This window comes from Stappia sp. TSB10GB4 (assembly GCF_900185745.1).
Classification (GTDB): Bacteria; Pseudomonadota; Alphaproteobacteria; order Rhizobiales; family Stappiaceae; genus Stappia.
Map to the genome: position 1 here is coordinate 216,309 of NZ_FYAV01000055.1, position 21,533 is coordinate 237,841.

Below are 21,533 nucleotides of genomic sequence, written 5' to 3' on the forward strand. Positions count from 1 at the left end.
CGCCGTCGAATCGCTCCGCCTCTCCGCCGCGCCGGGGGCGCGACGAGAACCGGATGTCCGGGTCGATGCCGCACCGGGCGACCGCGCCGCCCGGCAGGCGTGTCCCTGCGCTGGCGGTGGATCCCCCGATGCCGTTTGCCAATCTCTCCTACGTGCCCTTCGTCACGATCGGCCTGCTGCTCGCCTCGAACATCTTCATGACCTTCGCCTGGTACGGGCACCTGAAGTTCAAGAGCTCGCCGCTCGTCGTCGTCATCCTGGTGAGCTGGGGCATCGCCTTCTTCGAATATGTGCTGCAGGTCCCGGCCAACCGCATCGGCCACGGCCATTTCAGCGCCGCCGAGCTGAAGACCATCCAGGAGGTCATCACGCTCAGCGTCTTTGCCGTGTTCTCGATCTGGTTTCTGGGCGAGCCGCTGCGCTGGACGCATCTCGCCGGCTTCACGCTGATCGTCGCCGGCGCCGGGCTGATCTTCTACAAGCCGTGAGAGCTCAATAGCCGCCGGACAGGACGATGCTCTCGCCGGTCATGAAGCTGCAGGCGTCAGACGCAAGGAAGATCGCCGCGCCGACCATTTCCTCCGTGCGCCCGGCCCGGCCCATCCAGTTGAGGCCGCGCACATAGTCGTCCCAGCCCTTGGGGTCGGCCGCCTTGCGCCCCGCATTGCGGTCGGTATCGACGAGGCCGGGCGCCAGCGTGTTGAGCAGCACGCCATGGCGGGCATAGTCGCGCGCCTGACTCTGGATCAGGTTGTGCTGGGCGGCCTTGGTCGCCGCATAGGCGGTGACGATGGCCTTGGGCCGGAGCTGGTTGATCGAGCCGATGCTGACGACCCGGCCCCAGCCGCGCGCCGCCATGCGCGGCAGGCCGGCCTGCAGCATCTCCACGGTGGAGCGCAGGTTGACCGCCACCTGCAGGTCGAAATCCGCCTCGGTGAGATCGGCAAGCTCCGCGTTGACCTGGGCCGAGGCATTGACGACGAGGATGTCGAGATGTCCGAGCCGGGCCTCCGCCTCCTCCACCAGACGCCGGCCCGCGCCGCGCTCGGCAAGGTCGGCGGCAAAGGCGAGCGCCGTGCCGCCGCCCGCCTTGATGGCGGCGACGGTCGCTGCGGTCGCGTCAACACTCTGGCCGTGCACCACCACCGTGGCGCCCGCTCCGGCAAGGCCGACGGCGATGGCCGCGCCGATGCCCCGGCTCGAGCCGGTGACCAGCGCAACGCGGCCGTGAAGGCCGAAAATCGTCTCGAGCGTACTCATGCAGCGCCCCGGCCCTTGCGGTCGAACAGGGTGATCGGCACGCCGGCAAGGCCGGGCGTACAGGCGAAGAGGCCGCCGGACAGCGGCGCCTCGGACAGGGTCGAGGCCGGCAGGCGCGTACGGGCGCTGGTGATGTAGAGCGTCGCCAGCCCCTCGCCGCCGAAGGCGACGCTGGTCGGGCGCGGAACGGGAAGCTCGATGCTGCGCTCGTGCCGCCCGTCCGGCAGGTAGCGGTTGACCCGCCAGCCGTCCCAGATCGCGCACCACACGCCGCCCTCGCTGTCGACGGCGATGCCGTCCGGGCGGCCCTCGCTTTCCGGGATGCGGGCAAGGACCCGGCGGTTGCCGAGCGTGCCCTTGCCGGGCTCGAAATCATAGGCGTAGATCAGGCCCGGCACCGTATCGACGAAGTAGAAGACCCGGTTGTCCGGGCTCCAGGCCATGCCGTTGCTGACCGAGATGCCGCTTTCCTTGCGCGTCACCGTGCCGTCGGCGGCGACCCGGTAGAGCGCGCCGCTCGGCTTGCTGGCATCGAGCCGCATGGAGCCGACCCAGATCGCCCCGCCGGGGCCGACCTTGGCATCGTTGAGCCGGTTCTCCGGGATGCCCGCTTCCGGGTCGACCAGCGGCTGCAAGGCGCCGGAGGCAAAATCCAGGAACTCGATGCCGTCCTGTGTCGCCACCGCCAGCGAGCCGTCGGCGCAGGGCATCACCGAACTCACCAGCTTGCCGGTCTCGCAGGTCTCGTTGAGGCCACTCAAAGGATCGAAGCGGTAGACCGCCGGATGCAGGATATCGACCCAGTAAAGGCTGCGGGCGGCCGGGTCCCAGACCGGCGCCTCGCCGAGCTGTGCGCCCCAGGGCAGGACGCAGGCGAGATCGACCGGCGTCTGCGACTGGCTGGTGCGCGGGCGCGGGCGGGAACTGATGGCGATGGCGCCGGCAGCGCCGGTGATCCTGCGGGCGGCAGCGATCAACTCGCGTCCGACCGGGTGGATATGCGACGTGTCGAGCCGCGATGAGGGTCCGAGTGCGACCAGCGCGCCGATGGGCGTGCCGTCCTTGCCGGCGATGGCGACGGCGACGGAGTTCACGCCGGTGAGGTGTTCCTCATAGGAAACCGAATAGCCGCGCGCGCGGGTCAGCGTCAGGTCGGCCTGCAAGGCCTCCAGCGTCGTGATGGTGCGCGGCGTGAAGCGGTCGAGGGTGAGCCGCTCCAGCAGCGCGCGGGCGAAACCCGGTTCCTGGAAGGCGACCAGCACCTTGCCGGCGGCGGTGCAATGCAGTGGCACGCGCCGGCCGGTATCGACCCGGACGCCGAGCCCGTCGCCCGAGCGCTCGTCGAGATACTGCACCTGGTCGCCGTCGAGCCGGCACAGCGCCACCGTCTCGCCGAGTTCGGCCGACAGGCGCTCCAGCTCGGGGGCGGCGGCGGTCGGCAGGTCGAACGTGTCCCACACCCGGTGCGACAGTTCCAGGAAGCGCGGCCCGATGACATAGGTGCCGCGCTCCTCGTTCTGGCGCACCAGGCCGAAGGCGATCAGCGTGCGCAGGATGCGCGCGAAGGTCGGCTTGGGCAGGCCGGACTGGCGCAGCAGGTCGGCGAAGCGCAGCGGCGTTTCCGCATCGGCCACCATGTCGAGCAGCGTCAGGCCCTTGGCGAGCGCCGCCGTGCCGGAGGGAACGTCCTTGCGGGACGGGCTCAGGCCTGTGCTCGCGTCCGCCATGTCCGCGCCGCCTCCTGCAACATCCGATCGATCGTCCATTCCGGCTCGAACCCCAGCGTCTCGCGTATCCTTGCGTTCGAGGTCTGGTAATCGACGCCGGCGCCGGGCAGGTCAACGGTGACGACGGGCAATCCCGTGATTTCGGCCATCGCCGGCAGCAGCCGCTCGAAATCGACGGGCTCGCTCGCCCCCAGATTGAAGATCCCCCCGGCCGCCCGGTCCGATTCCAGCGCCAGCAGCACGCCCTGCACCATATCCCTGGTGTCGGTGATGTGCATCCGGAACGGTTTGCCGGCGGCATTGCGGGCGAGCACATGAGCGGGCCGTCCGGGGTCGGCCGCACGCAGCAACTCGGCGACGGCCGTGTTGCCCATGCGCTCCTGCTGGCGGATGCGCGGTTGCAGAAAGAAGCGCGGGCCGGAGAAGACGCTGTCGGGGTCGAGCAACTCGCTCGCATCCTGCGTATGGGAAAAGCGCAGGATCACCGTCTCGAAACTGCCGATGCGCTGGTGGAAGGAGACCAGATCCTCGCCGAGCAGCTTGGTCAGGCCGTAAGGGCTGTTCGCCCGCAGCGGATGCTCCTCGGTAACGGGGAGGACCAGCGGCGCGTTCTCCGGATAGACCTCGCCGGAGCTGGCGAAGACGAAGCGGCGCACGCCGGCGTCGGCCGCCGCGTCGAGCAGCACCCGCGTTCCCTCGACATTGGCGCGGAACATCGCCGTGCGCTCGGCCGGCACCCAGGACATGAAAGCGCCCAGATGCAGCACCGCATCCGTGCCCGCAACCGCGCGGGCGCAGGCCGCCGCATCCTCGAAGCTGCCGACCACCTCGTCGAGATCAGCGCCTGATTGATGCAGGTTGGACGCACGCAGGTCGAAGCCGCGCACCCGGCAGCCGGCGGCGCGCAGGGCCGCGACTGTTGCCCGGCCGACGCGGCCGGAGCTTCCCGTGACGAGAACCAGCATCAGCGCAGCGCCTTTTCGCTCATTGCATCGAAGAGATGCAGTTCGGCCGGATCGAAGGACAGGACGAGGCCCTCGCCTTCCGCCATCGGGCCGGAATGGGCGAGCCGGGCGATCAGGCCCTTCGATTTGTCGTCCTCGCTCTCGCCGGCCGCGACCATGTGCTCGCCTCCGTCGAAATAGACGTATTTCTCCGAGCCGAGGCTTTCGACCAGGCTCGGACGGATGGCGAAGGTCGCAGGGCCCTCGCCGAGGCGGAAATGCTCCGGCCGGATGCCGGCGATGACGGTCGAGGCGCCGCTAAGGCGCGCCTCGTCGACGGCGATCCGGTTGCCGAACAGGGTGATCGCCGCCCCGCCTGCCGACCGCTCCACATCGGCGGAGAGGAAGTTCATGCCCGGCGAGCCGATGAAGCCGGCGACGAAGAGATTGTCGGGCCGCTGGAACAGCGTGTCGGGATCGGCGATCTGCTGGATCACGCCGTCGCGCATGATCACCACCCGGTCGGCCATGGTCATCGCCTCGATCTGGTCGTGGGTGACATAGACTGTGGTGACGCCGAGTCGCTGATGCAGCGCGCCGATCTCGGCGCGCATGTGGACGCGCAGCTTGGCGTCGAGATTGGACAGCGGCTCGTCCATCAGGAAGGCGAGCGGCTGGCGCACGATGGCCCGGCCCAGCGCGACGCGCTGGCGCTGGCCGCCGGACAGGTCCTTCGGCCGGCGGTCGAGATATTTCTCCACCTCCAGGATGCGCGCGGCCTCCAGCACCCGGCGCTCGATCTCGGCCTTGGGCGTGCCGCGCATCTTCAGCCCGAAGCCGATGTTCTCGCGCACGGTCAGATGCGGATAGAGCGCGTAGTTCTGGAACACCATGGCGATGTCGCGGTCGCCGGGAGCAAGGTCGGTGACCTCCCGCTCGCCGAGATGGATGGCGCCGCCACTCGCCGGCTCGAGGCCCGCGAGGATCTTCAGCATCGTCGACTTGCCGCAGCCGGACGGGCCGACCAGCACGATGAACTCGCCGTCCGCGATCTCGAGCGAGAACGGCTTCAGCACCTCGTGTGCGCCGTAGCTCTTGTGGACGTTTCGAATGGAGATATTGGCCATGGATTACTTCTCCGCGCCCGCCGTCAGTCCGCCGACCAGGTAGCGCTCAAGGAACAGGTAGATGACGATGATCGGAACGGCGACGAAGACGGCCGCGGCCGAAATCTCGTTCCAGTCGGTGGTGTATTCGCCGCGCATCGTCGTGATGCCGAGATTGGCGGTCCAACTGCCGGGCGCGTTGACGAGGAAGGTCCGCGCATAGGCGTAGTCGGCCCAGCTCAGCACGAAGGCATAGAGCGAGGTCGCCGCCAGTCCGGGGGTGGCAACGGGGAGCACGACCCGCACCATCGCCCCCATCGGCGAGCAGCCGTCGACCATCGCCGCCTGTTCCAGCTCGCGCGGGATCGTGTCGAAATAGCCCTTCAGCATCCATGTGGTGAAGGGAATGATCAGCGTCGAATGCGCCAGCACCAGCGTCCACAGGCTGCCGATCATCCCGAAGTTGCGGAAGATCGAGAACAGCGGGATCACCAGCAGCGTCGCCGGCAGCATCTTCGCCGTCAGGATGAACAGGCCGAGCGAATGGCCGCCGCGGATCGAGAAGCGCGACAGGGCATAGCCCGCCAGCACCGAGACCACCATCGACAGCGCGACCGAGCCGATCGCCGCCAGCATCGAGTTGAGCAGCCAGAGCGGGATCGGCCGCTCCTCCCAGACCTTGGCGAAGGTGCTCCACTGGGCATCGTCCGGCCAGAAGCTGGGCGGCAGTTGCGACAGCTCCGCCGAGGTCGAAATCGCCGTCACCAGCAGCCAGTAGACCGGAAACAGGATCAGCGCGGCGAGCAGGATGACGGTGCCGTAGAGCGCCAGGCTTTGCAGAGGCGTGCGGTTCATGTCGTCCCCTTCCTCAATACATGGCGCGGGTCTGGCGGCCGAGCATCAGCAGGCTGGCGACGACGCAGATGACCAGCGTGACGACGCCCACCGCCGAGGCATAGCCGAAGTTGAAGAAGCCGAAGGCCTGGTCGTAGGTCATGATCGACAGGGTCTGGGTCGACTTCAGCGGCCCGCCCTCGGTCAGCACCTTGATGATCGAGAAGTCTCGGAACACCCACAGGATGACCAGCACCAGCGTGACGCCGAGCACCGGCATCAGAAGCGGCAGGGTGATCCAGCGGAAGCGCTGGAAGACGTTGGCCCCGTCGACCTTGGCGGCATTGTAGAAGTCGGTCGGGATCGACTGCAGGCCGGCCAGCGTCATGATCGAGACGAAGGGAAAGCCCTTCCAGATCATGGTGATCGCCACCGCCCAGAAGGCGGCGCCCGGCGTCGACACCCAGGCGACCATGCCGTTGGAGAGGCCGAGCTTGACCAGCAGCCAACTCATCAACCCGAAGGAACTGTCGAAGATCCAGGCGAAGATCACCACCGCGATCACCTCCGGCACCGCCCAGGGCAGCGCCATGGCAAGGCGGGCGAGCGTACGCCCGCGGAACCGGTTGTTGACCAGCAGCGCGGTCGAGACGCCGGTGATCAGGCTGCCGGCGGTCACCACGACGACGAGCTTCAGCGTCACCCAGCAGGCCATCCAGAACTCGCTGGAGGCGAACAGCCGCTCGTAATTGGCCGTGGTGAAGGGCGCGCGCGGGGCGCCGATGCGCGGCAGCTTGACCGCCTGCAGCGACAGGTCGATCGAGATGATCAGGGGATAGACGATGATCAGGCCGACCAACAGCACCGCGGGGGCGAGCAGAATATAGCCCATGAGATGCTGACGGCTCGGCCTGGCCAGATCGAAGAGCCGGACTCGTGACATGCAACCTCCTGCCGCGGGCGCAGCGCCGCGGCGCAGGATCGAAGGGACAAGCCGGCTCCCATCGGCGGGAGCCGGCCGCGGAGAGACGGTCAGCCGCCGTTCTTGATGGCCTCGGCCCGCGCCTGCATGACCTTGACCACCTCGGCCGGGTCGAGATCCTGGATCAGCATGCGCTGGACCTCTTCCTGCACCATCTTGCCGAACTCGTTGTACTGGATCTCAAGGCCGGTCGGGATGCGGTCGACGCCGGCATCGGAGGCCGCCATCATCGTCTTGATGAGCAAGGGGAAATGCGGCACGTCCTGCTCGACGCCGGAGACGTCGGCGACAGGGCTCGGCGGGGTGTTCTTGCCGATGGTGGCGTATTTGCGCTGCCATTCCGGCGACATCACCAGCTTGATGAAGTCCCAGACCAGCGCCTTTTCCCCGTCCGGGATCTCGCTCGCCATGCCGAGCACATTGGACGAGCCGCCGACCGGCGGGGTGAAGGCCGGCTCTGCGACGACCGTGTCGGCAGCGGCGGCGCCGTTCTGCATGATGCCGTAGAGCCACGGCCCGTCGAGGCGCAGGGCGATCTTGCCGTCGGCGAAGAGCTTGCGGATGTCGCCGGCGGACAGGTCGATCGGGGTGAGGCCTTCCTTGACGATGGTCTTCCAGCGGGTCAGGCCCTCGACCATCTCGGGCGTGTCGATGGTGACGTTGCCGTCCGCGTCGGTCCAGTAGGCGCCGGCGTCAAGAATGTAGCTCAGCATCTCGGTCAGGTACTGGCCGGCGCCGCCCTTGGTCTCGTGGCCGGTGCCGTACTGGTCGGTGATGCCGTCGCCGTTGAAGTCCTTGGTGGTCTTGCGGGCGACCTCGAGGAACTCGGCATAGGTGGTGGGAACCGACAGGCCCTCCTGCTCCAGGAGCGCCTTGTTGTAGGCCATGATGAAGCCGAAGTAGTTCATCATGATGCAGGCGGTCTCGCCGTTCCACATGCACTTGCCCTGGCCGGCCCAGCCGGTCATGTCGATGCCGTCCTTGTCGAGCCAGGGGCCGAGATTCTCCATCCAGCCGTTCTCGGCGAAGGCCTGGAACTCGAACGAGGCGAGATGGACGATATGCGGCGGCTGGCCGCCGGCGAACAGCGTCGTCATCGTGTCGGCATAGGCCGCCCGCTCGACCTTGGTGAACTCCACCTTCACACCCGGATTGGCCTCCTCGAAGGCGGCGATGGCGGCCTTCCACCAGTCGCCGGTGCCGGCATCGTCCACCTGCCAGGAGACGAATTTCAAGGTCGTGTCGGCCAGCGCCGGCGACAGCATCGTCGCCGAGAGCAGGGCCGCGGCAGTTGCGGTCCTGACGAACCGCCCGAAAGTCGTGGTCATCGCGTTTCCTCCACTTGGTTTTATATCCGCTGCATCAGCCGCAGCGCTTCCTCCGACGGACGCACCCCAAGACCCGGACCGGTCGGGAGGCGGTAGACGCCCCCCGCGCAGTCCATGTCACCTGCAAGGAGGCGCCGATTGGGTTCGAAGATCGAATGCTGGAACTCGTGGCCGGTCAGCGTCGGCAGCGAGGCGCTCGCCTGCAGGCTGGCCGCCAGGAAAATGCCGGCGCCGATGGTCGCGTGCGGGATCACCTCGATCCCCCGCTCCGCCGCCAAGGCGCCGATGCGGGTGAAGTTGGTGATGCCCTTGTGCCCCATCTCCGGCTGGACGATGGCGATGCGGCAGCGCTCCACCCGGTGGCGCATGTCCCAGACCGTGCGCCATTCCTCGCCGACGGCGATGGCTACGTCCGTGCCCTTCGTGACCCGCTCCAGACCGGCAATGTCCTCGGTGTAGACCGGCGCCTCGGCGAACCACAGCCCGTGCGGCTTCATCGCCTCGATCAGGGCCAGCGCCTCGTCGGCGCTCTGGTTCCAGTGCATGTCGGCGGCGATCCGCGCATTGGGGCCGAGCGCCGCGCGCAAGGTCTCCATCTCCGCCGCCGGCCCGTCGTCGGCGACCGGCGTTGCAAACTTGAACGCATCGAAGCCGCGCGCCTGCCAGGCGAGGGCGAGCTCGGCGCGGGCCTTGCGGGTCGCCTCGGGCAGGCCCGAGACATAGGCCGGGATCGCCTTCGAGCGGTCGCCGCCCAGCAGCTCCGCCACCGGCTCGCCGGCGATCTGCCCGGCAATGTCCCACAGGGCGATGTCGATGGCGGCGAGCGCGTCGACATAGAAGCCCCCCGTATAGCCGCGCACCCGCATCAGGTCGTAGAGGTCGTCGTAGATCGCCGAGGGGCCTGTCGGATCGCGGCCCTTGGTGAAGTCGGCGAGCAGGTCCTTGACGATCTCGCCAACGGCGCCGGGCGCGACGAGGCCGTAGGTCTCGCCCCAGCCGACAACGCCGTCGCGGGTCTCGATGCGCAAGAGCACGCTGCGATCGAAGGTCGGATAGACGGTGCGGTTGCCCTTGCGCACCAGATAGCCGCGCGCATTCGGCTCCTCGCCCTTGCGGGCGGTGCCGAGATAGGGCGTGTCCCGCGTCTGCGTCAGCGTGAAGACCTCGATGCTGCGGACGCTATCGCTCATCGGGCACCCCCGGCGACAGCGGCCTGCGGCGCGCCGATGCCGAGCGCGGCAAGGTTGGCATCGATATCCGCGCTCGCCGGGCCGTCGAGCTCCGGCGTGGGTGCGCGCACCACGGTGTTCTCCAGCACGCCGCGGCGGATCATCACATGCTTGGTCAGGCGCATGCGATAGACCGCCTGCAGCGTCAGCAGCGGCAGGGTCCGCACATAGATCTCCCGCGCCTCGGCGATGCGCCCGGCCCGCCAGGCCCGGTCGAGCGCCACATGCTCGTCGGCGATCTCGATGGCCGGCATCGCCGCGCAGGCGCCGCGCGCATATTCATCGAGAATGTAGCGCGCCCCGCCCCCGCCGATCACGCCGGCCAGCGTCTGCGGCCGATGGGCGAGCAGATGGCTGATCGCCGGCCCCGCCGGCAAGGTCTCTTCCTTGATGTAGGCGATCTGCGGCACGGCGCGCGCCACCTCCACCAGGGTCTGCGGCGCGATGTCGGAGCCGCGCGGCGCCGGCGCATTCTGCAGCACGATGCGCGCCTCCGGCAGACCGGCCGCCACCTCGCTCATGAACGCCGTCACCGTGCCGGCCTCGCGGCCGATGGCGACCGGCGGCTGGATCATCAGCCAGGCGACGCCGACGGAGGCCGCGACGCGGCCATGGGCGATCACGTCCGCGGCGCTCGGTGCGCTGGCGCCGGCCACCACCGGCACCTTGCCGCCGACCTCCTGCGCCGCCAAGGCCAGCAGCTCGGCCCGCTCGCCCGCCTCCAACTGCTCCACCTCGCTGGCGAAGCCTGGGAAGACGACGCCGTCGACGCCGCAATCGAGCGCGAAGCGAACCAGGCGGCGCATCGCCGGAAGATCGACCTTTCCGTCTTGCGTGAAGGGCGTCGGGAGAACCGGAAGGATGCCGGCGAGGTCAGTCATGTCGTCTATGTCCAATATGTGAGACTATGTTTCATAAATTGACACTATCTTGTTTCTGCGGCTAAGACAAGCATCAATGCTCGACCCATCGCCGCCCCCGAAAGGACCGATTCATGCCCTCCCCCTCCGCCCTCAATGCGCCGCATGTCGTGGTCGACTGGGGCACCACCTCCTTCCGCGCGGTGCTGCTCGCCGCCGACGGCACGCAGCGCGACCGCATCGAGACGGGCGACGGCATCCAGTTTGTGGAAAAGGGCTCGTTCGAGACCCGGCTGCTTGCCCTGCTCGCGCCGTGGCTGGAGGCGGAAGGGGCGCTCGACATCGTGCTGGTCGGCATGGTCACCAGCCGCAACGGCTGGATCGAGGTGCCCTATGTCCCCTGCCCCTGCGCGGTCGCGGACCTCGCAAAAGGAACCGTCACACGCACTCTCGCCAACGGCTCGCGCGCGATCCTGCTTCCCGGCATCACCGATCCGGCCCGCGCGCCCTTCCCCGATGTGATGCGCGGCGAGGAGACCCAGATCGTCGGCTTCGGCCTCGACAGGGACGCAACGCTCGTCCTGCCCGGTACCCACAGCAAATGGGCCCGCGTTGCCGGCGGCCGGATCTCGGGCTTTCGCACCTTCGTCACCGGCGAGTTCTTCGCCCTTTTGACGCAGCACTCGTTCATTGCCCGCGCCGCCGCCGGCTCGGAAAATGCCGGGGAAAACATCGCCGCCTTCGAGCGCGGCATCAAAGACGGCGCGCCGGAGGGTGCGGAGGGCGATGCCATGCTCTCGCTGGTCTTTGCCGCGCGCACCGGCATGCTCGCCGGCAAGCTTGCCCCAGGCGACATTCGCGACTACGTCTCCGGGCTCCTGATCGCGCAGGAGTTCCGCCAGGCCCGCAATTGCGGCTTCTTCGCCAGGGGCGAGTTCACCAGGGGCGAGCGCATCGGCATCGTCGGCAATGACGGGCTCAACCGGCGCTATGCCATTGTCGCACGCCATTTCGGTCTGGATGTCATGGAAGGCAGCGACCATGCCGCGATCGACGGCGCCCGGCAGATCCTCGCCGCGGCCAAGGGAGATCTGACATGACCTTGCGCGAAGCGCTTGCCGCCTGCCCGCTCATTGCCATCCTGCGCGGTGTCACGCCAGCGGAAATCACCGATGTCGCCGACGTCCTGTTCGAGGCCGGCTTCCGCATCATCGAGGTTCCGCTCAACTCGCCCGATCCCTTCGCCAGCATCGGCAGGCTGGCCAAGTCCCATGGCGGGCGCGCGCTGATCGGCGCCGGAACCGTGCTGGAGCCGGACCAGTGCCGCCGGCTCGCCGATGTCGGCGGCCGGCTGATGGTCGCGCCGAACTACGCGCCCGACGTGGTGGCGGCGGCGCAAGCCTGCGGACTGGTGACGCTTCCGGGCGTCGCCACCCCGTCCGAGGCCTTCGCCGCGCTGCGCCAGGGGGCGGACGCGCTGAAGCTCTTCCCGGCCGAGGCGATGGCGCCGCGCGCGCTGAAGGCCTGGCGCAGCGTCATGCCGCAGGACGCGCTGCTGCTCCCCGTCGGCGGCATCGACACCACGACGATGGCACCCTGGTGCGAGGCCGGCGCCAGCGGCTTCGGCATCGGCTCCTCGCTCTACCGGCCGGGCCTTTCGCTGGACCAGCTTGCGGAACGCGCGCGCGACCTCATTGCCGCCGCCCGCAAGGCCTTCCCCGGCACCTGATTCCCTCTTCCTCCCTTCGGGATCCCACCGCCATGCCGCCAGATGCCGGCCGATTGCGCGATCACCCCACATCCGGGCACCCCAAATCCGGGCAGCCCGCACCCGATCAGGGCCCGCCGCCGCCCCCCGGCGACCGGCGGCCGCTGATCGAGGGCCTGCTGGCGACAGGGGCCGGCACCGTCAACAATGCCTGCGTCAAGCTGCTGGCGGTGATGCCGACCAGCCAGTTGATCCTGCTGCGCGCGGTCGGCACGATCTTCCTCCTGCTGCCGCTGATGATCCGGCGCGGCCTGCGCTGGCCGCCGCGCGTCGTGCTGGCGCGCGCCGCGCTGGAGGCCATCGCCACGGCCGGATTGATGCACGCGCTGACCCTCGCCCCGCTCAGCTTCGTCGCCACGGTGATGATGACCATTCCCCTCGGCGTGATGGCGATGAACTGGCTGCTGGCCGGCGAGCCCCTGTCGCCGCGCGGGCGCATCCTGCTGCTGCTGGCGTTTTCCGGCGCCTTGATCGCCACCGGCCCGGCGCTTGCGGGAAGCATGGAGGGCGCCCTCTCGGCCATCTTCTCGGCCGGCTTCTATGTCGCCCGCGACCTGCTGACGAGCCGGCGCGCCTCGAGCGTGCCGAGCCTTGAACTCTCCTTCACGGCCAGCATCGCGACGCTGATGCTGGCATTCGCCCTGGGTGTCGTCGGTGACTGGCGGCCCCTGGTCGCCGGCGAGACCGGCATCATCGCGGCGATGATCGTCTTCTATATCCTCAGCAACCTGCTGATCGCCTCGGCGACGCGGGCGCGCCATTCGACCATGGTCGCCGCCACCCGCTATTCGGCGGTGATCTGGGCCGCCCTCTTCGATCTCGTGCTGTTCGACCTCGCGCCGCGCCCGCTGACGCTGGTCGGTGCGGCGCTGATCGCCGCCTGCGGCATCGGCCTCGTCTTCACCGAAAGAAAACGGCGCGGCCCGTGAGAGCCGCGCCGTCATTTTGAAACAGGAAAGCGAGGAGCCTATTCGGCCGCCGGCTTCAGCCGGTAGCGGAAGTCGCAATGCGACGCGCCCTTCATGATCGTCTGGGTGCGCGTCAGCTCCATCCTCGGATTGTAGCCGATGCAGAAGTCGCCATCGCGGTTGCAGGAGAGCAGATGGCCGATATCGCCGAGCCCCATCTCCTTGTAGACCTCGGAATAGCGGCAGCGCTTGACGTTGAAGTCGAGCCGGTCCGGCCCCTTCTCCAGCACCTCGATCTGCAGCGCGTCGTCCATCTGCCACAGCGGCAGCAGGTCGGCGAAGTTCTCAAGGTCAGGCTCGCTCGGCTCCTTCTCCCGGAACTCCTTGCCTTGCGCGATGGCGGAGTTGGAGACGGCCTCGCCGATCACCTTTTCCGCTTCCTCGCGCCCGTGCCGCTCCACCAGCACGTCGAAGACATGCTTGAGGACCGCGGCCTCGATGCGGCGTTTCTCGATCATCGGCAGCGTCATCGTCGTTCCCTCGTTTTTCCGTGTCGCGCCCGTGGTGTCCTGGCGGGTGTCGCGGCTCAGTGAGCTGCGACATGCCCTCCCAGATAGGCATCGGCGACGCGGCTGTCATTGGCGAGATCCTTGGCCGCGCCCTCCATGACGATCCGCCCGCCCTCGATCACCGCGGCCCGGTCGGCGATGCGCAGCGCCGCCTTGGCGTTCTGCTCGACGATCAGGATCGAGTAGCCCTGGGCGCGGATCTCCTCGACCAGGTCGAAGATGAAGCGCACCAGCATCGGCGCAAGGCCGAGCGAGGGCTCGTCGAGCAGCAGCACCTTGGGCCGGCGCATCAGGGCGCGGCCGATGCACAGCATCTGCTGCTCGCCGCCGGACAGGGAGCCGGCGCCCTGCTTGAGCCGTTCCTTCAGCTTGGGGAACAGCCCGAGCACCCGGTCGAGTTCCTGCGTCTTCAGCGGCCCGCCGCCGATGGTCAGGTTCTCCAGCACGCTCATGTTGGAGAAGATCTGCCGTCCCTCCGGCGCCTGCAGAATGCCGAGATCGACGATCTGGTGGCTCTTCAGGCCGACGATGTTCCGGCCCTCGTAGCGGATCTCGCCGCCGGTCGGGTGGTAGATGCCGGAGATGCAGCGCATCAGGCTGGTCTTGCCGACACCATTGGCGCCGAGGATGGCGTAGATGCCCTTTTCGGGCAGGTCCAGGCTGATGTCGTGCAGGATGTCCTGGACGCCGATCCGCAGGGACAGGTTTGCGATTTCGAGAACGTTCACTCGTCCACCCCCAGATAGGCTTCCAGGACCTCGCGGTTCTGCCGGACGACCGCCGGTTCCGCATCGGCGATCTTGCGGCCCGACGCCAGCACGACGATCCGCTCGCAGATGCTCATCACGAGACCCATGTCGTGCTCGACGAGCATGACGGTGATCCCGCCCGAATGTAGCTCCTTGATGAAGGCGGCAAGCTCCGCCGTCTCGGAATCGTTCAGTCCCGCCGCCGGTTCGTCAAGGATCAGCAGGTCCGGGTTCATCGCCAGCGCCCGGGCGATCTCCAGATACTTGCGCTTGCCATAGGCAAGGTTCGCCGCCAGGTCGTTGGCGTATTGGGTCAGCCGGACCTTCTCCAGCGCCTCCCAGCTTCGCTCGGAGATCTGCTGCGCCCGCTTCGAGCCGCCGGTGATCGCCTGCCACGGGCTCTGGCCGATGGCCCCGACCGCGCCGACCGAGACATTGTCGAAGACGGTCATGTTGGGGAAGACGCGCAGGTTCTGGAAGGTGCGGGAAATGCCCTTCGAGGCGATCACCGACGGCTTGAGGCCGCTGATCGTCTCGCCGCGATAGCGGATCTCGCCGGAGGAGACCGGGGTGAAGCCGGAGATCAGGTTGAACAGCGTCGTCTTGCCGGCGCCATTCGGGCCGATCAGCCCGACGAGTTCCCCTTCCCCGACCGTGGTGGTGACGCTGTCGACCGCCATCAGGCCGCCGAAGCGCCGGGACACGTTGTCCACCTCAAGCATGGCGCTCATTTCCAGCCCACCTTCTGCTTGTCGGGATTGTCCTGCCAGGCGGACCCGAACTGCCGGCGGATGAAGTTCAGTGCCGGCACCTCACCGAACAGTCCCTTGGGCAGGAACAGGATCGAGAAGAACAGCACGAAGCCGACGATGATGTTGCGGATGTCGCCGACGCCGCGCAGCGCCTCGGGCAGCAGGATCAACAGCAGGGCGCCGATGACGGCGCCGGGAATGCTGCCCAGCCCGCCGACCACGACCATGGCAAGGATCAGGATCGATTCCGAGAAATCGAAGTCCATCGGCGAGATGTAGCCGGTGGTATAGGCCCACAAGGCCCCGGCGATCCCGGCGAAGAAGGACGAGATCATGAAGGCCTCGATCTTCAGCCGCACCGTGTCGATGCCCATCGCATCGGCGCACTGGTCATCCTCGCGCAAGCTGCGCAGCGCATTGCCGTAGTAGGAATGGCTCAGCCGGTGGATGACCCAGATCGAGGCGCAGACGATCGTCGCCACCACGAAATAGGTGCCGAGCTCGCTGTCGACGGTGTAGCCGAACAGGTCGATGCCGGTGAACAGCATCACCCCGTTCGGGCCCTTGGTGACCTCGACCCAGTTCTGCAGCACGAGGAAGATCATCTGGCCGATGCCGAGCGTGGCGACGGCGAAATAGATGCTGACGAGCCGCATGGTCGGCAGGGCGACGACGAAGGCGATCGCCGCCGCGCCGAGGCCCGCCAGCGGCAGGCCGAGGGTGAAGCCGATGCCGTAATCGGCCCCGGCCAGCGCCGCGATATAGGCGCCGACGCCATAGAAGGCGGCATGGCCCAGGTGCAGCAGGCCGGCGATGCCGGTGACCAGTTGCAGCGACACCGCCAGCAGCGAGAAGATCAGCGCCAGCATGACGACCTGGTAGAGATAGCCCTGGCCGAGATAGGCCAGCAGGGCCGGAAGGGCGGCGAACAGCACCGCCAGGATGGCGATCTTGAGGACCGCCGATGTGATCAGATCCTTAGACACGTTCCCTCCTCGCTCCGAAGAGCCCCTGCGGGAAGAACACCAGGGTGACGATCAGGAACAGGTAGGCGACCATGTCGGCCCAGACCGACGACATGAAGGTCGTCGACAGGCTCTCCGCCACCCCCAGCACCAGCGCCGCGATGACGGCACCCGGAATGGAACTCAACCCGCCCATCACCATGGCGACGAAGGCCTTGACCCCCGGAATGAAGCCCATCGAGGGGAACACCGCGCCGTAATAGAGGCCGACGAGAATGCCGGCGAGCGCGCCCATCATCGAGCCGATGACGAAGGTCAGCACGATGGTGCGGTCGGTGTTGATGCCGACATATTTCGCGCCCAAGGGATTGTTCGACACCGCCCGGATCGACAGGCCGATGGCGCTGTATTTCAGCAGCCATTGCAACCCGCCCAGCATCAGCACCGAGACCAGGAAGATGATGATGTCGCCGTTGACGATGGTGACCGGCCCGAGCGAGATCGGCTTGTTGATCAGGTAGCTGATGTCGATGGTCTGGAACTCGGAGCCGAACAGCAGCTCCATGGCCTCGCGGGCGATGATCGACATGGCCAGCGAGGACATCAGCGTCGCCTCGCGCATCGCCCGCGATTTCAGCGAAGCCTCGTCCGAGAACCGTCGGAACGGCCGGAATGCCACCCGCTCCAGGCTGAAGCCGGACAGCGCACCGACCGCCAGGACGATGAAGACGATGACGAGAAAGGGCGGGCCGAAGGCGGCGATCGCCATGATGCCGGCGAAGGCGCCGATCGTGTAGACCTCGCCATGGGCGAAGTTGACGACGTTGAGAACGCCGAAGATCAGCGTGAAGCCGATGGCCATCAGGGCATAGACCATGCCCAGCGATATGCCGATCGTGAACTGTTGCAGGTAATAGGGATCTATCACGGGAGTCTGTCCTGACCTGGGAACACGGGGACCAGGCGCAAGGGGGAGCCGTCCCCGCCGCCCGGAGACCGGGTCGTGGCGGCGGCAGGTCCTCGACACGCGCCAAGTCTGCGGAGCCCGGCTGCGGCCCCGCTCCCCGCACCTTGCGGCCGGAGAGCGGGGAACGCGGCGTTACTTGACCGGGACGAACTGGCCGTCGGTCACCGTTGCCTTGGTGAGCTGCTTCAGCGCCTCGCCGTTCTCGTCGAAGGACGTGACGCCGGTGACGCCGGGGAAGTCCGTCGTCTTGGCCAGCTCATCGCGGACGTTCTGGCGCGAGACGTCCGGATAGGCGCGGGCGACCGCTTCCAGCATGATGTTGACCGCGTCATAGGCCTGGGCCGGGAACTGGCCGGGCTCGGCACCGCCGCGCGCCGCCTTCCACTCGTCGACGAAGGTCTTGACGTGGTCGCTCTCGCTGTTGGGCAGGAAGGTGACCGTCAGGAACAGGCCTTCGGCCGCCGGGCCGGCGAGCTCGACGAGCTTCTGGTTGTAAGCGGCGGAGGTCGAATAGACCGGGGTCTCGACGTTGAGCTGCTTCATCTGCTTGAGGAACTGGGCGCCGTCCTCATAGAAGAAGCCCGTGTAGATCGCGTCCGGCTTGGCGCGCTCGATCTTGGTGATGATCGAGCGGAAGTCCGGCAGGCCGCGGTTGAAGAACTCGGTGAAGACCACCTCGCCGCCATTCGCCTTGACCTGCTCGGCGAAGTCCTTGACCACCGACTGGCCCCAGTCGGTCTGCTCGGCGATCACCGCGATCTTCTTCAGGCCGTTCTGGGTCATCCAGTCGGCGTTGTAGACGCCTTCCTGGGCCTGGGTGGTGATGTTGCGGAACTGCCATTCGGAGATCTTGGCATAGTCCGGGTGCGAGGCGGTCTGGCTGAGCTGGGCCATGCCGGCGCGCTGGTAGACCTGGGCGGCGGCCATCGACACGGTCGAGGTGAAGTCGCCGAGCGCGGCGACGATGCGCTTGTCGTCGACGAACTTGCGGGCGATGGCGACGCCTTCCTTCGCGTCGGAGCGCGAGTCCTCGAAGATGATCTCCACCGGCACCTTCATCTTGCCGGAGGCGTTGAAGTCCTTGAGGGCGATCTCGGCGGCGGTCTTGAAGTCCTGGCCGTACTGCGCCGTGTTGCCAGTCAGCGGCAACTGGTAGCCGAGATAGACCGGGCCGTCGGCGAGCGCGACGGCCGGAACGGCGAGCATGCCGGCAACGCCGGCAAACAGTCCGAGAGTGGTCCTGCGAGACATGGTCATAGTGATCTACTCCTGTATCTGGAAGAGTTTGTCTTGTTGTTTGATGGGGTCACCCCGCGGCCGGGATGACGGTCGTTTCAACCTGCACCAACGCCGGGTTCGACCCGCAGCAGGCAACATCCGGTCTTGCCCTTTGTCCAGGTTTCCCCCTTGAAGGTAAAGCCGGCCTCGGTGAACAGGCCGCCATCGATGGCTCCGGCGGCCTTGCAGAGCAGCTCGAGATCCTCCTCGCTGCGGCCCTGCTCCGTCCACGTGTCCTTCAGCGGACAGCGGTGGAACTGGATTTCCAGACGTTCGTCGTCGCATGTCTTGATCTCGGGCGCGAACATTTCGGCCGAGCACGGGATGCCGCCGATGAAGGCGTCCTTCAGGCCCGGCAGGTCGCCCGGGCCCAGATGCGCGAATTTCTTGCCCATGTCCTTGCCGAGGCGACGGGTGGATTCGGCGATCAGCTCGACCGCGCGCTCGGCGCCATAGGCTTCGCGCAGCACGTCGAACATATGCGCATAGGCTTTGGCGCGCATCGCGAAGGCCGCCTTCAGCATCTCGAGCGTGACGACTGGCTCGCTGGTGGTGTGCTGGGTCATATGGGGCATCGTCCTCTTGGCTGTCTTGCTTGGGTCAGTCGCGGCCGTCGCGCCACCGGTAAAGCGGGAGCATCACCGGCGGGGCGAAGGTCGTGACCAGACCGTGCAGGGGGATTGGCTTGGGGTCGGACATCGGCAGGGCGAGCTCGGCAACCGGGGTGCCGGCGATCGCCGCGGCGAATTCGCGGCCGAGCGAGATCGACAGGGCGACGCCGCGGCCGTTGCAGCCGGCCCAGCACCAGAAATCCGGGCCGAGCTGGCAGATGAAGGGGAAGCGGTCCTCGGTCATGCCGATATAGCCGTTCCAGACGAAGTCGAACTCCGGCTTGCCGAGCACCGGGAACGCCGTCTGCAGCCGGCGGCCGACGAGCTCGCGCAGCCGGTCCGGGCCGTTGTGATCGAGCGCCAGCGCGCCGCCGGTCACCAGGCGGTTCCGCTTGTCGTAGCGGAAGAAATGCAGGTCGCCATGGGTGTCGGAGACCGCTTGGCGGCCCGGCACCACCACCTCGCGCTGCGCCTCCGTGAGCGGGCGCGTCGCCATCTGCCAGGACAGCACCGGCACGACGGAGCGGGCGACCTTCGGCGCCAGCCGCGACGACAGGACGCCGGTATAGGCGTTGCTCGCCAGCATCACCGCGCGGGCGACGACCTCGCCGGCGGGGGTGCGCAGGTGCCAGCGGCCCTCGCGCCGCTCCACCGCCTCGACCGGGCTTTTCTCGTGGATCGTGACGCCCCTGGCCTCGCAGGCGCCTGCCAGGCCGCGGGCCAGCGCCAGCGGATTGATATGGCCGCCGGTCGGGTTGTACATGCCGCCGAACCAGCGGTCGGAGCCGAGCAGTTCGGCGCATTCGGCCGCATCGACCAGGCGGGCGGGCGCGCCGCGCTTCGCCCAGGCCTCGACGCGGGCCCGGCTCAGCTTCAGCCGGCTTTCCCGGTGCGCCGGCTGGAACCAGCCGGTCTGTTCCGCCTCGCAGTCGATGCCCTCCTCGCGGACGGTGTCGAACAGATAGGAGGCGCTGTCGCGCACCAGGGCGGTGAAGCGCTCGCCGGTCTCGCCGAACCGCGTCTCGATCGCGTCCGGCTCGGCCGCCGTCATCGTCGGGATCACCTGGCCGTTGTTGCGGCCCGATCCGCCGAAGCCGACCTCCATGCCTTCCAGCACCGTGACCCGGTGCCCGGCGCGGGCCAGGTGCAGGGCCGTGGAAAGCCCCGAGAAGCCGCCGCCGATGACCGCCACATCGGTCTCGATGCGGCCGGAGACCGGGGGCGCCGGCGGCCTTGGCGGCGCCGTGTCCGCCCACAGGGATGCCGAGATCTGCTTGCTGGAAAACATGGGTTGGTCCGTTCTCAAGAGACCCGGGAGAGAGGTTCGTGGATGGAAGCTCCTGCCCCGGATTGTCGCCGCTGCAGGAGCCGCCATCGCGGTTGCAGGACAGCAGATGGCCTATTTGGGGAATGCATCGGGCAAGAAAGTCCAAGGCAGATACATGAACAGTCCTGGAAACACGATCCCCAATACGATGATCGCCATGACCAGTCCTATCAAGGGCATGATTGCCACGAACGCGCGCAGGCTGGAGACATTCCCGATCTGCGTCGCAATCAGTAGGCAAATCCCGTATGGCGGCGTAATCAGTCCGAGGGTCAGCGACAGGATGACAATAAGACCCAGATGCACCTGATCTATTCCGCCGACATTGCCGATGCTCTGGATGATGGGCAGAAAGATGATGGCGGCGGTGACCGGGCTCAGGACCGTCCCGATGATCAGCATGAACCCCATGATCATCAGCATCAACCCGATGCGCGTGTCCGTCACCGAGAGGATGAACGTGGCCGCATCACTGGCAATGCCCAGATAGGAAATCAACCACCCCATGATCCCCGCCGACGCGACCGCAAACATGGGCAGCGAATACGAGATTACCGAATCCGAGAATATCCTGGGCAGGTCTCTGATCCGGATGGCGCGATAAAAGCCCATCGACAGCAAAAACCCGACCGCCACGGCAATGGCCGCCGCTTCGGTAGCGGTGAAGACGCCCATGATAATCCCACCGAGGACGACGATCGGCAGGATCATCGGCGGCGCAGCATGCAGACCGGTCTCGACAACACGTTTGAACGAGGCTTTTTCTTTTGGTTTTACGTCGAACTTGCCTGCAACAACGTAAGTATAGCCCATTTGGGACAGGCCCACCAGAATTCCCGGTACAATACCGCCCAGAAAGAGGGCGCCGACGGAGACGTTCCCGAACGCGCCATAGATCACCATAAGGATGGACGGCGGTATTATCCCTCCCAATACAGAGGATGCCGCCGTCAACGCGACGGAAAACGGCGCCGGATACCCCGCCTTCTTCATCGCCGGGATCAGCACCCCTCCCACACTGGCTGTATCGGCCGCGGCCGACCCCGACAGGCTGGCAAACATCATCGATACCATGACGTTTATATGCCCCAGCCCACCCCGGATGTGTCCGACAGTCGCGTCCGCAAAATTCAGCAAGCGATCGGTAATTCCTCCGTCGTTCATCAAACGTCCAAGCAGGAGGAAGAACGGAACCGCCAGCAGCGGAAACGAATTGATACTGGCGAACATCTGGTTGATGACGGAGGTCAGCGGGATACCGAGCTGCCAGATCGTGATGATCGACGCCAGGCCAATGGCGAAGGCAATCGGCACGCGCAACGCGATCAGACCCAGGAAGCTGAGAATCAGCGTGAGAAAGGGGGGCATG

The 21,533-nt window shown here is 67.2% G+C and carries 22 protein-coding genes; 4 read left to right on the plus strand and 18 right to left on the minus strand.

Features of this window, described 5'->3' with window-relative positions; all coding sequences use genetic code 11:
- Positions 1-128: 128 nt before the first annotated feature.
- Positions 129-488: a DMT family protein gene (locus TSB10GB4_RS15770; protein ID WP_186386576.1), complete on the plus strand. Its 360-nt coding sequence runs from the start codon at positions 129-131 to the stop codon at positions 486-488.
- Positions 489-492: 4 nt separating this feature from the next.
- On the opposite strand, the gene TSB10GB4_RS15775 is transcribed toward TSB10GB4_RS15770, so the two are convergent.
- From TSB10GB4_RS15775 to TSB10GB4_RS15815, 9 genes are all read right to left on the minus strand, one after another.
- Positions 493-1,260, minus strand: a complete 768-nt coding sequence (locus TSB10GB4_RS15775) for an SDR family NAD(P)-dependent oxidoreductase (protein ID WP_186396502.1) — start codon at positions 1,258-1,260, stop codon at positions 493-495.
- Entirely contained in the window at positions 1,257-2,987 is a 1,731-nt protein-coding gene (locus TSB10GB4_RS15780; RefSeq protein ID WP_186396503.1) for an SMP-30/gluconolactonase/LRE family protein, read from the minus strand. The genes TSB10GB4_RS15775 and TSB10GB4_RS15780 overlap by 4 nt, the downstream gene beginning before the upstream one ends.
- On the minus strand, positions 2,963-3,952 hold the full coding sequence (locus TSB10GB4_RS15785; protein WP_186396504.1) for an NAD(P)-dependent oxidoreductase: 990 nt from the start codon (positions 3,950-3,952) through the stop codon (positions 2,963-2,965). Before TSB10GB4_RS15785 ends, TSB10GB4_RS15780 begins: the two co-directional genes overlap by 25 nt.
- Complete coding sequence (locus TSB10GB4_RS15790; protein ID WP_186396505.1) at positions 3,952-5,058, minus strand: ABC transporter ATP-binding protein; 1,107 nt, start codon at positions 5,056-5,058, stop codon at positions 3,952-3,954. The genes TSB10GB4_RS15785 and TSB10GB4_RS15790 overlap by 1 nt, the downstream gene beginning before the upstream one ends.
- A gap of 3 nt (positions 5,059-5,061) precedes the next feature.
- On the minus strand, positions 5,062-5,892 hold the full coding sequence (locus TSB10GB4_RS15795; protein ID WP_186386571.1) for a carbohydrate ABC transporter permease: 831 nt from the start codon (positions 5,890-5,892) through the stop codon (positions 5,062-5,064).
- A 13-nt stretch (positions 5,893-5,905) separates the two neighbouring features.
- On the minus strand, positions 5,906-6,814 hold the full coding sequence (locus TSB10GB4_RS15800; protein ID WP_186386570.1) for a carbohydrate ABC transporter permease: 909 nt from the start codon (positions 6,812-6,814) through the stop codon (positions 5,906-5,908).
- Between the two features lie 89 nt (positions 6,815-6,903).
- Positions 6,904-8,181, minus strand: a complete 1,278-nt coding sequence (locus TSB10GB4_RS15805; RefSeq protein WP_186396506.1) for a sugar ABC transporter substrate-binding protein — start codon at positions 8,179-8,181, stop codon at positions 6,904-6,906.
- A 20-nt stretch (positions 8,182-8,201) separates the two neighbouring features.
- Positions 8,202-9,371, minus strand: a complete 1,170-nt coding sequence (locus tag TSB10GB4_RS15810) for a mandelate racemase/muconate lactonizing enzyme family protein (protein WP_186396507.1) — start codon at positions 9,369-9,371, stop codon at positions 8,202-8,204.
- Positions 9,368-10,291: a dihydrodipicolinate synthase family protein gene (locus TSB10GB4_RS15815; RefSeq protein WP_186396508.1), complete on the minus strand. Its 924-nt coding sequence runs from the start codon at positions 10,289-10,291 to the stop codon at positions 9,368-9,370. The genes TSB10GB4_RS15810 and TSB10GB4_RS15815 overlap by 4 nt, the downstream gene beginning before the upstream one ends.
- A gap of 113 nt (positions 10,292-10,404) precedes the next feature.
- Between TSB10GB4_RS15815 and TSB10GB4_RS15820 the strand changes: the two genes are divergently transcribed.
- The 3 genes from TSB10GB4_RS15820 to TSB10GB4_RS15830 are packed head-to-tail and all read left to right on the plus strand — an operon-like array spanning position 10,405 to position 12,967.
- Entirely contained in the window at positions 10,405-11,370 is a 966-nt protein-coding gene (locus tag TSB10GB4_RS15820; protein ID WP_186396509.1) for a 2-dehydro-3-deoxygalactonokinase, read from the plus strand.
- Complete coding sequence (locus TSB10GB4_RS15825; RefSeq protein WP_186396510.1) at positions 11,367-11,999, plus strand: 2-dehydro-3-deoxy-6-phosphogalactonate aldolase; 633 nt, start codon at positions 11,367-11,369, stop codon at positions 11,997-11,999. Before TSB10GB4_RS15820 ends, TSB10GB4_RS15825 begins: the two co-directional genes overlap by 4 nt.
- Positions 12,000-12,031: 32 nt before the next feature.
- Positions 12,032-12,967 (plus strand): DMT family transporter, encoded by a 936-nt coding sequence (locus TSB10GB4_RS15830; protein WP_186396511.1) that lies wholly within the window; start codon positions 12,032-12,034, stop codon positions 12,965-12,967.
- A gap of 38 nt (positions 12,968-13,005) precedes the next feature.
- Here TSB10GB4_RS15830 and TSB10GB4_RS15835 read toward each other — a convergent pair whose 3' ends face one another.
- The 9 genes from TSB10GB4_RS15835 to TSB10GB4_RS15875 form a co-directional block, all read right to left on the minus strand.
- Complete coding sequence (locus TSB10GB4_RS15835) at positions 13,006-13,476, minus strand: L-2-amino-thiazoline-4-carboxylic acid hydrolase (RefSeq protein WP_186386563.1); 471 nt, start codon at positions 13,474-13,476, stop codon at positions 13,006-13,008.
- A gap of 56 nt (positions 13,477-13,532) precedes the next feature.
- Positions 13,533-14,243 (minus strand): ABC transporter ATP-binding protein, encoded by a 711-nt coding sequence (locus TSB10GB4_RS15840; RefSeq protein ID WP_186396512.1) that lies wholly within the window; start codon positions 14,241-14,243, stop codon positions 13,533-13,535.
- Positions 14,240-14,995, minus strand: coding sequence for an ABC transporter ATP-binding protein (locus TSB10GB4_RS15845; RefSeq protein ID WP_186396513.1), 756 nt, complete (start codon positions 14,993-14,995; stop codon positions 14,240-14,242). Before TSB10GB4_RS15845 ends, TSB10GB4_RS15840 begins: the two co-directional genes overlap by 4 nt.
- Positions 14,992-16,002 (minus strand): branched-chain amino acid ABC transporter permease, encoded by a 1,011-nt coding sequence (locus TSB10GB4_RS15850; protein ID WP_244292964.1) that lies wholly within the window; start codon positions 16,000-16,002, stop codon positions 14,992-14,994. Before TSB10GB4_RS15850 ends, TSB10GB4_RS15845 begins: the two co-directional genes overlap by 4 nt.
- Positions 15,995-16,909, minus strand: a complete 915-nt coding sequence (locus tag TSB10GB4_RS15855; protein ID WP_244292962.1) for a branched-chain amino acid ABC transporter permease — start codon at positions 16,907-16,909, stop codon at positions 15,995-15,997. The genes TSB10GB4_RS15850 and TSB10GB4_RS15855 overlap by 8 nt, the downstream gene beginning before the upstream one ends.
- A gap of 171 nt (positions 16,910-17,080) precedes the next feature.
- A complete protein-coding gene (locus TSB10GB4_RS15860; protein WP_186396514.1) occupies positions 17,081-18,205 on the minus strand; it encodes an ABC transporter substrate-binding protein in 1,125 nt (374 codons plus the stop codon).
- A gap of 77 nt (positions 18,206-18,282) precedes the next feature.
- A complete protein-coding gene (locus tag TSB10GB4_RS15865; RefSeq protein ID WP_244570927.1) occupies positions 18,283-18,750 on the minus strand; it encodes an L-2-amino-thiazoline-4-carboxylic acid hydrolase in 468 nt (155 codons plus the stop codon).
- A gap of 76 nt (positions 18,751-18,826) precedes the next feature.
- The gene (locus tag TSB10GB4_RS15870) at positions 18,827-20,125 is read right to left on the minus strand and encodes an FAD-binding oxidoreductase (RefSeq protein ID WP_186396516.1); all 1,299 of its coding nucleotides are present in this window, start codon (positions 20,123-20,125) and stop codon (positions 18,827-18,829) included.
- A 111-nt stretch (positions 20,126-20,236) separates the two neighbouring features.
- On the minus strand, positions 20,237-21,532 hold the full coding sequence (locus TSB10GB4_RS15875) for a TRAP transporter large permease (RefSeq protein WP_186396517.1): 1,296 nt from the start codon (positions 21,530-21,532) through the stop codon (positions 20,237-20,239).
- Between the last annotated feature and the right edge of the window lies 1 nt (position 21,533).

What these genes read in the sequence shown, in the direction of transcription:
- TSB10GB4_RS15815 (WP_186396508.1), bottom strand. Translation starts at nt 10,291, where the DNA reads ATGACTGACCTCGCCGGCATCCTTCCGGTTCTCCCGACGCCCTTCACG.
- TSB10GB4_RS15810 (WP_186396507.1), bottom strand. Translation starts at nt 9,371, where the DNA reads ATGAGCGATAGCGTCCGCAGCATCGAGGTCTTCACGCTGACGCAGACG.
- TSB10GB4_RS15800 (WP_186386570.1), bottom strand. Translation starts at nt 6,814, where the DNA reads ATGTCACGAGTCCGGCTCTTCGATCTGGCCAGGCCGAGCCGTCAGCAT.
- TSB10GB4_RS15865 (WP_244570927.1), bottom strand. Translation starts at nt 18,750, where the DNA reads ATGCTGAAGGCGGCCTTCGCGATGCGCGCCAAAGCCTATGCGCATATG.
- TSB10GB4_RS15870 (WP_186396516.1), bottom strand. Translation starts at nt 20,125, where the DNA reads ATGTTTTCCAGCAAGCAGATCTCGGCATCCCTGTGGGCGGACACGGCG.
- TSB10GB4_RS15835 (WP_186386563.1), bottom strand. Translation starts at nt 13,476, where the DNA reads ATGACGCTGCCGATGATCGAGAAACGCCGCATCGAGGCCGCGGTCCTC.
- TSB10GB4_RS15845 (WP_186396513.1), bottom strand. Translation starts at nt 14,995, where the DNA reads ATGAGCGCCATGCTTGAGGTGGACAACGTGTCCCGGCGCTTCGGCGGC.
- TSB10GB4_RS15875 (WP_186396517.1), bottom strand. Translation starts at nt 21,532, where the DNA reads ATGCCCCCCTTTCTCACGCTGATTCTCAGCTTCCTGGGTCTGATCGCG.
- TSB10GB4_RS15820 (WP_186396509.1), top strand. Translation starts at nt 10,405, where the DNA reads ATGCCCTCCCCCTCCGCCCTCAATGCGCCGCATGTCGTGGTCGACTGG.
- TSB10GB4_RS15790 (WP_186396505.1), bottom strand. Translation starts at nt 5,058, where the DNA reads ATGGCCAATATCTCCATTCGAAACGTCCACAAGAGCTACGGCGCACAC.
- TSB10GB4_RS15825 (WP_186396510.1), top strand. Translation starts at nt 11,367, where the DNA reads ATGACCTTGCGCGAAGCGCTTGCCGCCTGCCCGCTCATTGCCATCCTG.
- TSB10GB4_RS15775 (WP_186396502.1), bottom strand. Translation starts at nt 1,260, where the DNA reads ATGAGTACGCTCGAGACGATTTTCGGCCTTCACGGCCGCGTTGCGCTG.
- TSB10GB4_RS15830 (WP_186396511.1), top strand. Translation starts at nt 12,032, where the DNA reads ATGCCGCCAGATGCCGGCCGATTGCGCGATCACCCCACATCCGGGCAC.
- TSB10GB4_RS15860 (WP_186396514.1), bottom strand. Translation starts at nt 18,205, where the DNA reads ATGACCATGTCTCGCAGGACCACTCTCGGACTGTTTGCCGGCGTTGCC.
- TSB10GB4_RS15805 (WP_186396506.1), bottom strand. Translation starts at nt 8,181, where the DNA reads ATGACCACGACTTTCGGGCGGTTCGTCAGGACCGCAACTGCCGCGGCC.
- TSB10GB4_RS15770 (WP_186386576.1), top strand. Translation starts at nt 129, where the DNA reads ATGCCGTTTGCCAATCTCTCCTACGTGCCCTTCGTCACGATCGGCCTG.
- TSB10GB4_RS15785 (WP_186396504.1), bottom strand. Translation starts at nt 3,952, where the DNA reads ATGCTGGTTCTCGTCACGGGAAGCTCCGGCCGCGTCGGCCGGGCAACA.
- TSB10GB4_RS15795 (WP_186386571.1), bottom strand. Translation starts at nt 5,892, where the DNA reads ATGAACCGCACGCCTCTGCAAAGCCTGGCGCTCTACGGCACCGTCATC.
- TSB10GB4_RS15780 (WP_186396503.1), bottom strand. Translation starts at nt 2,987, where the DNA reads ATGGCGGACGCGAGCACAGGCCTGAGCCCGTCCCGCAAGGACGTTCCC.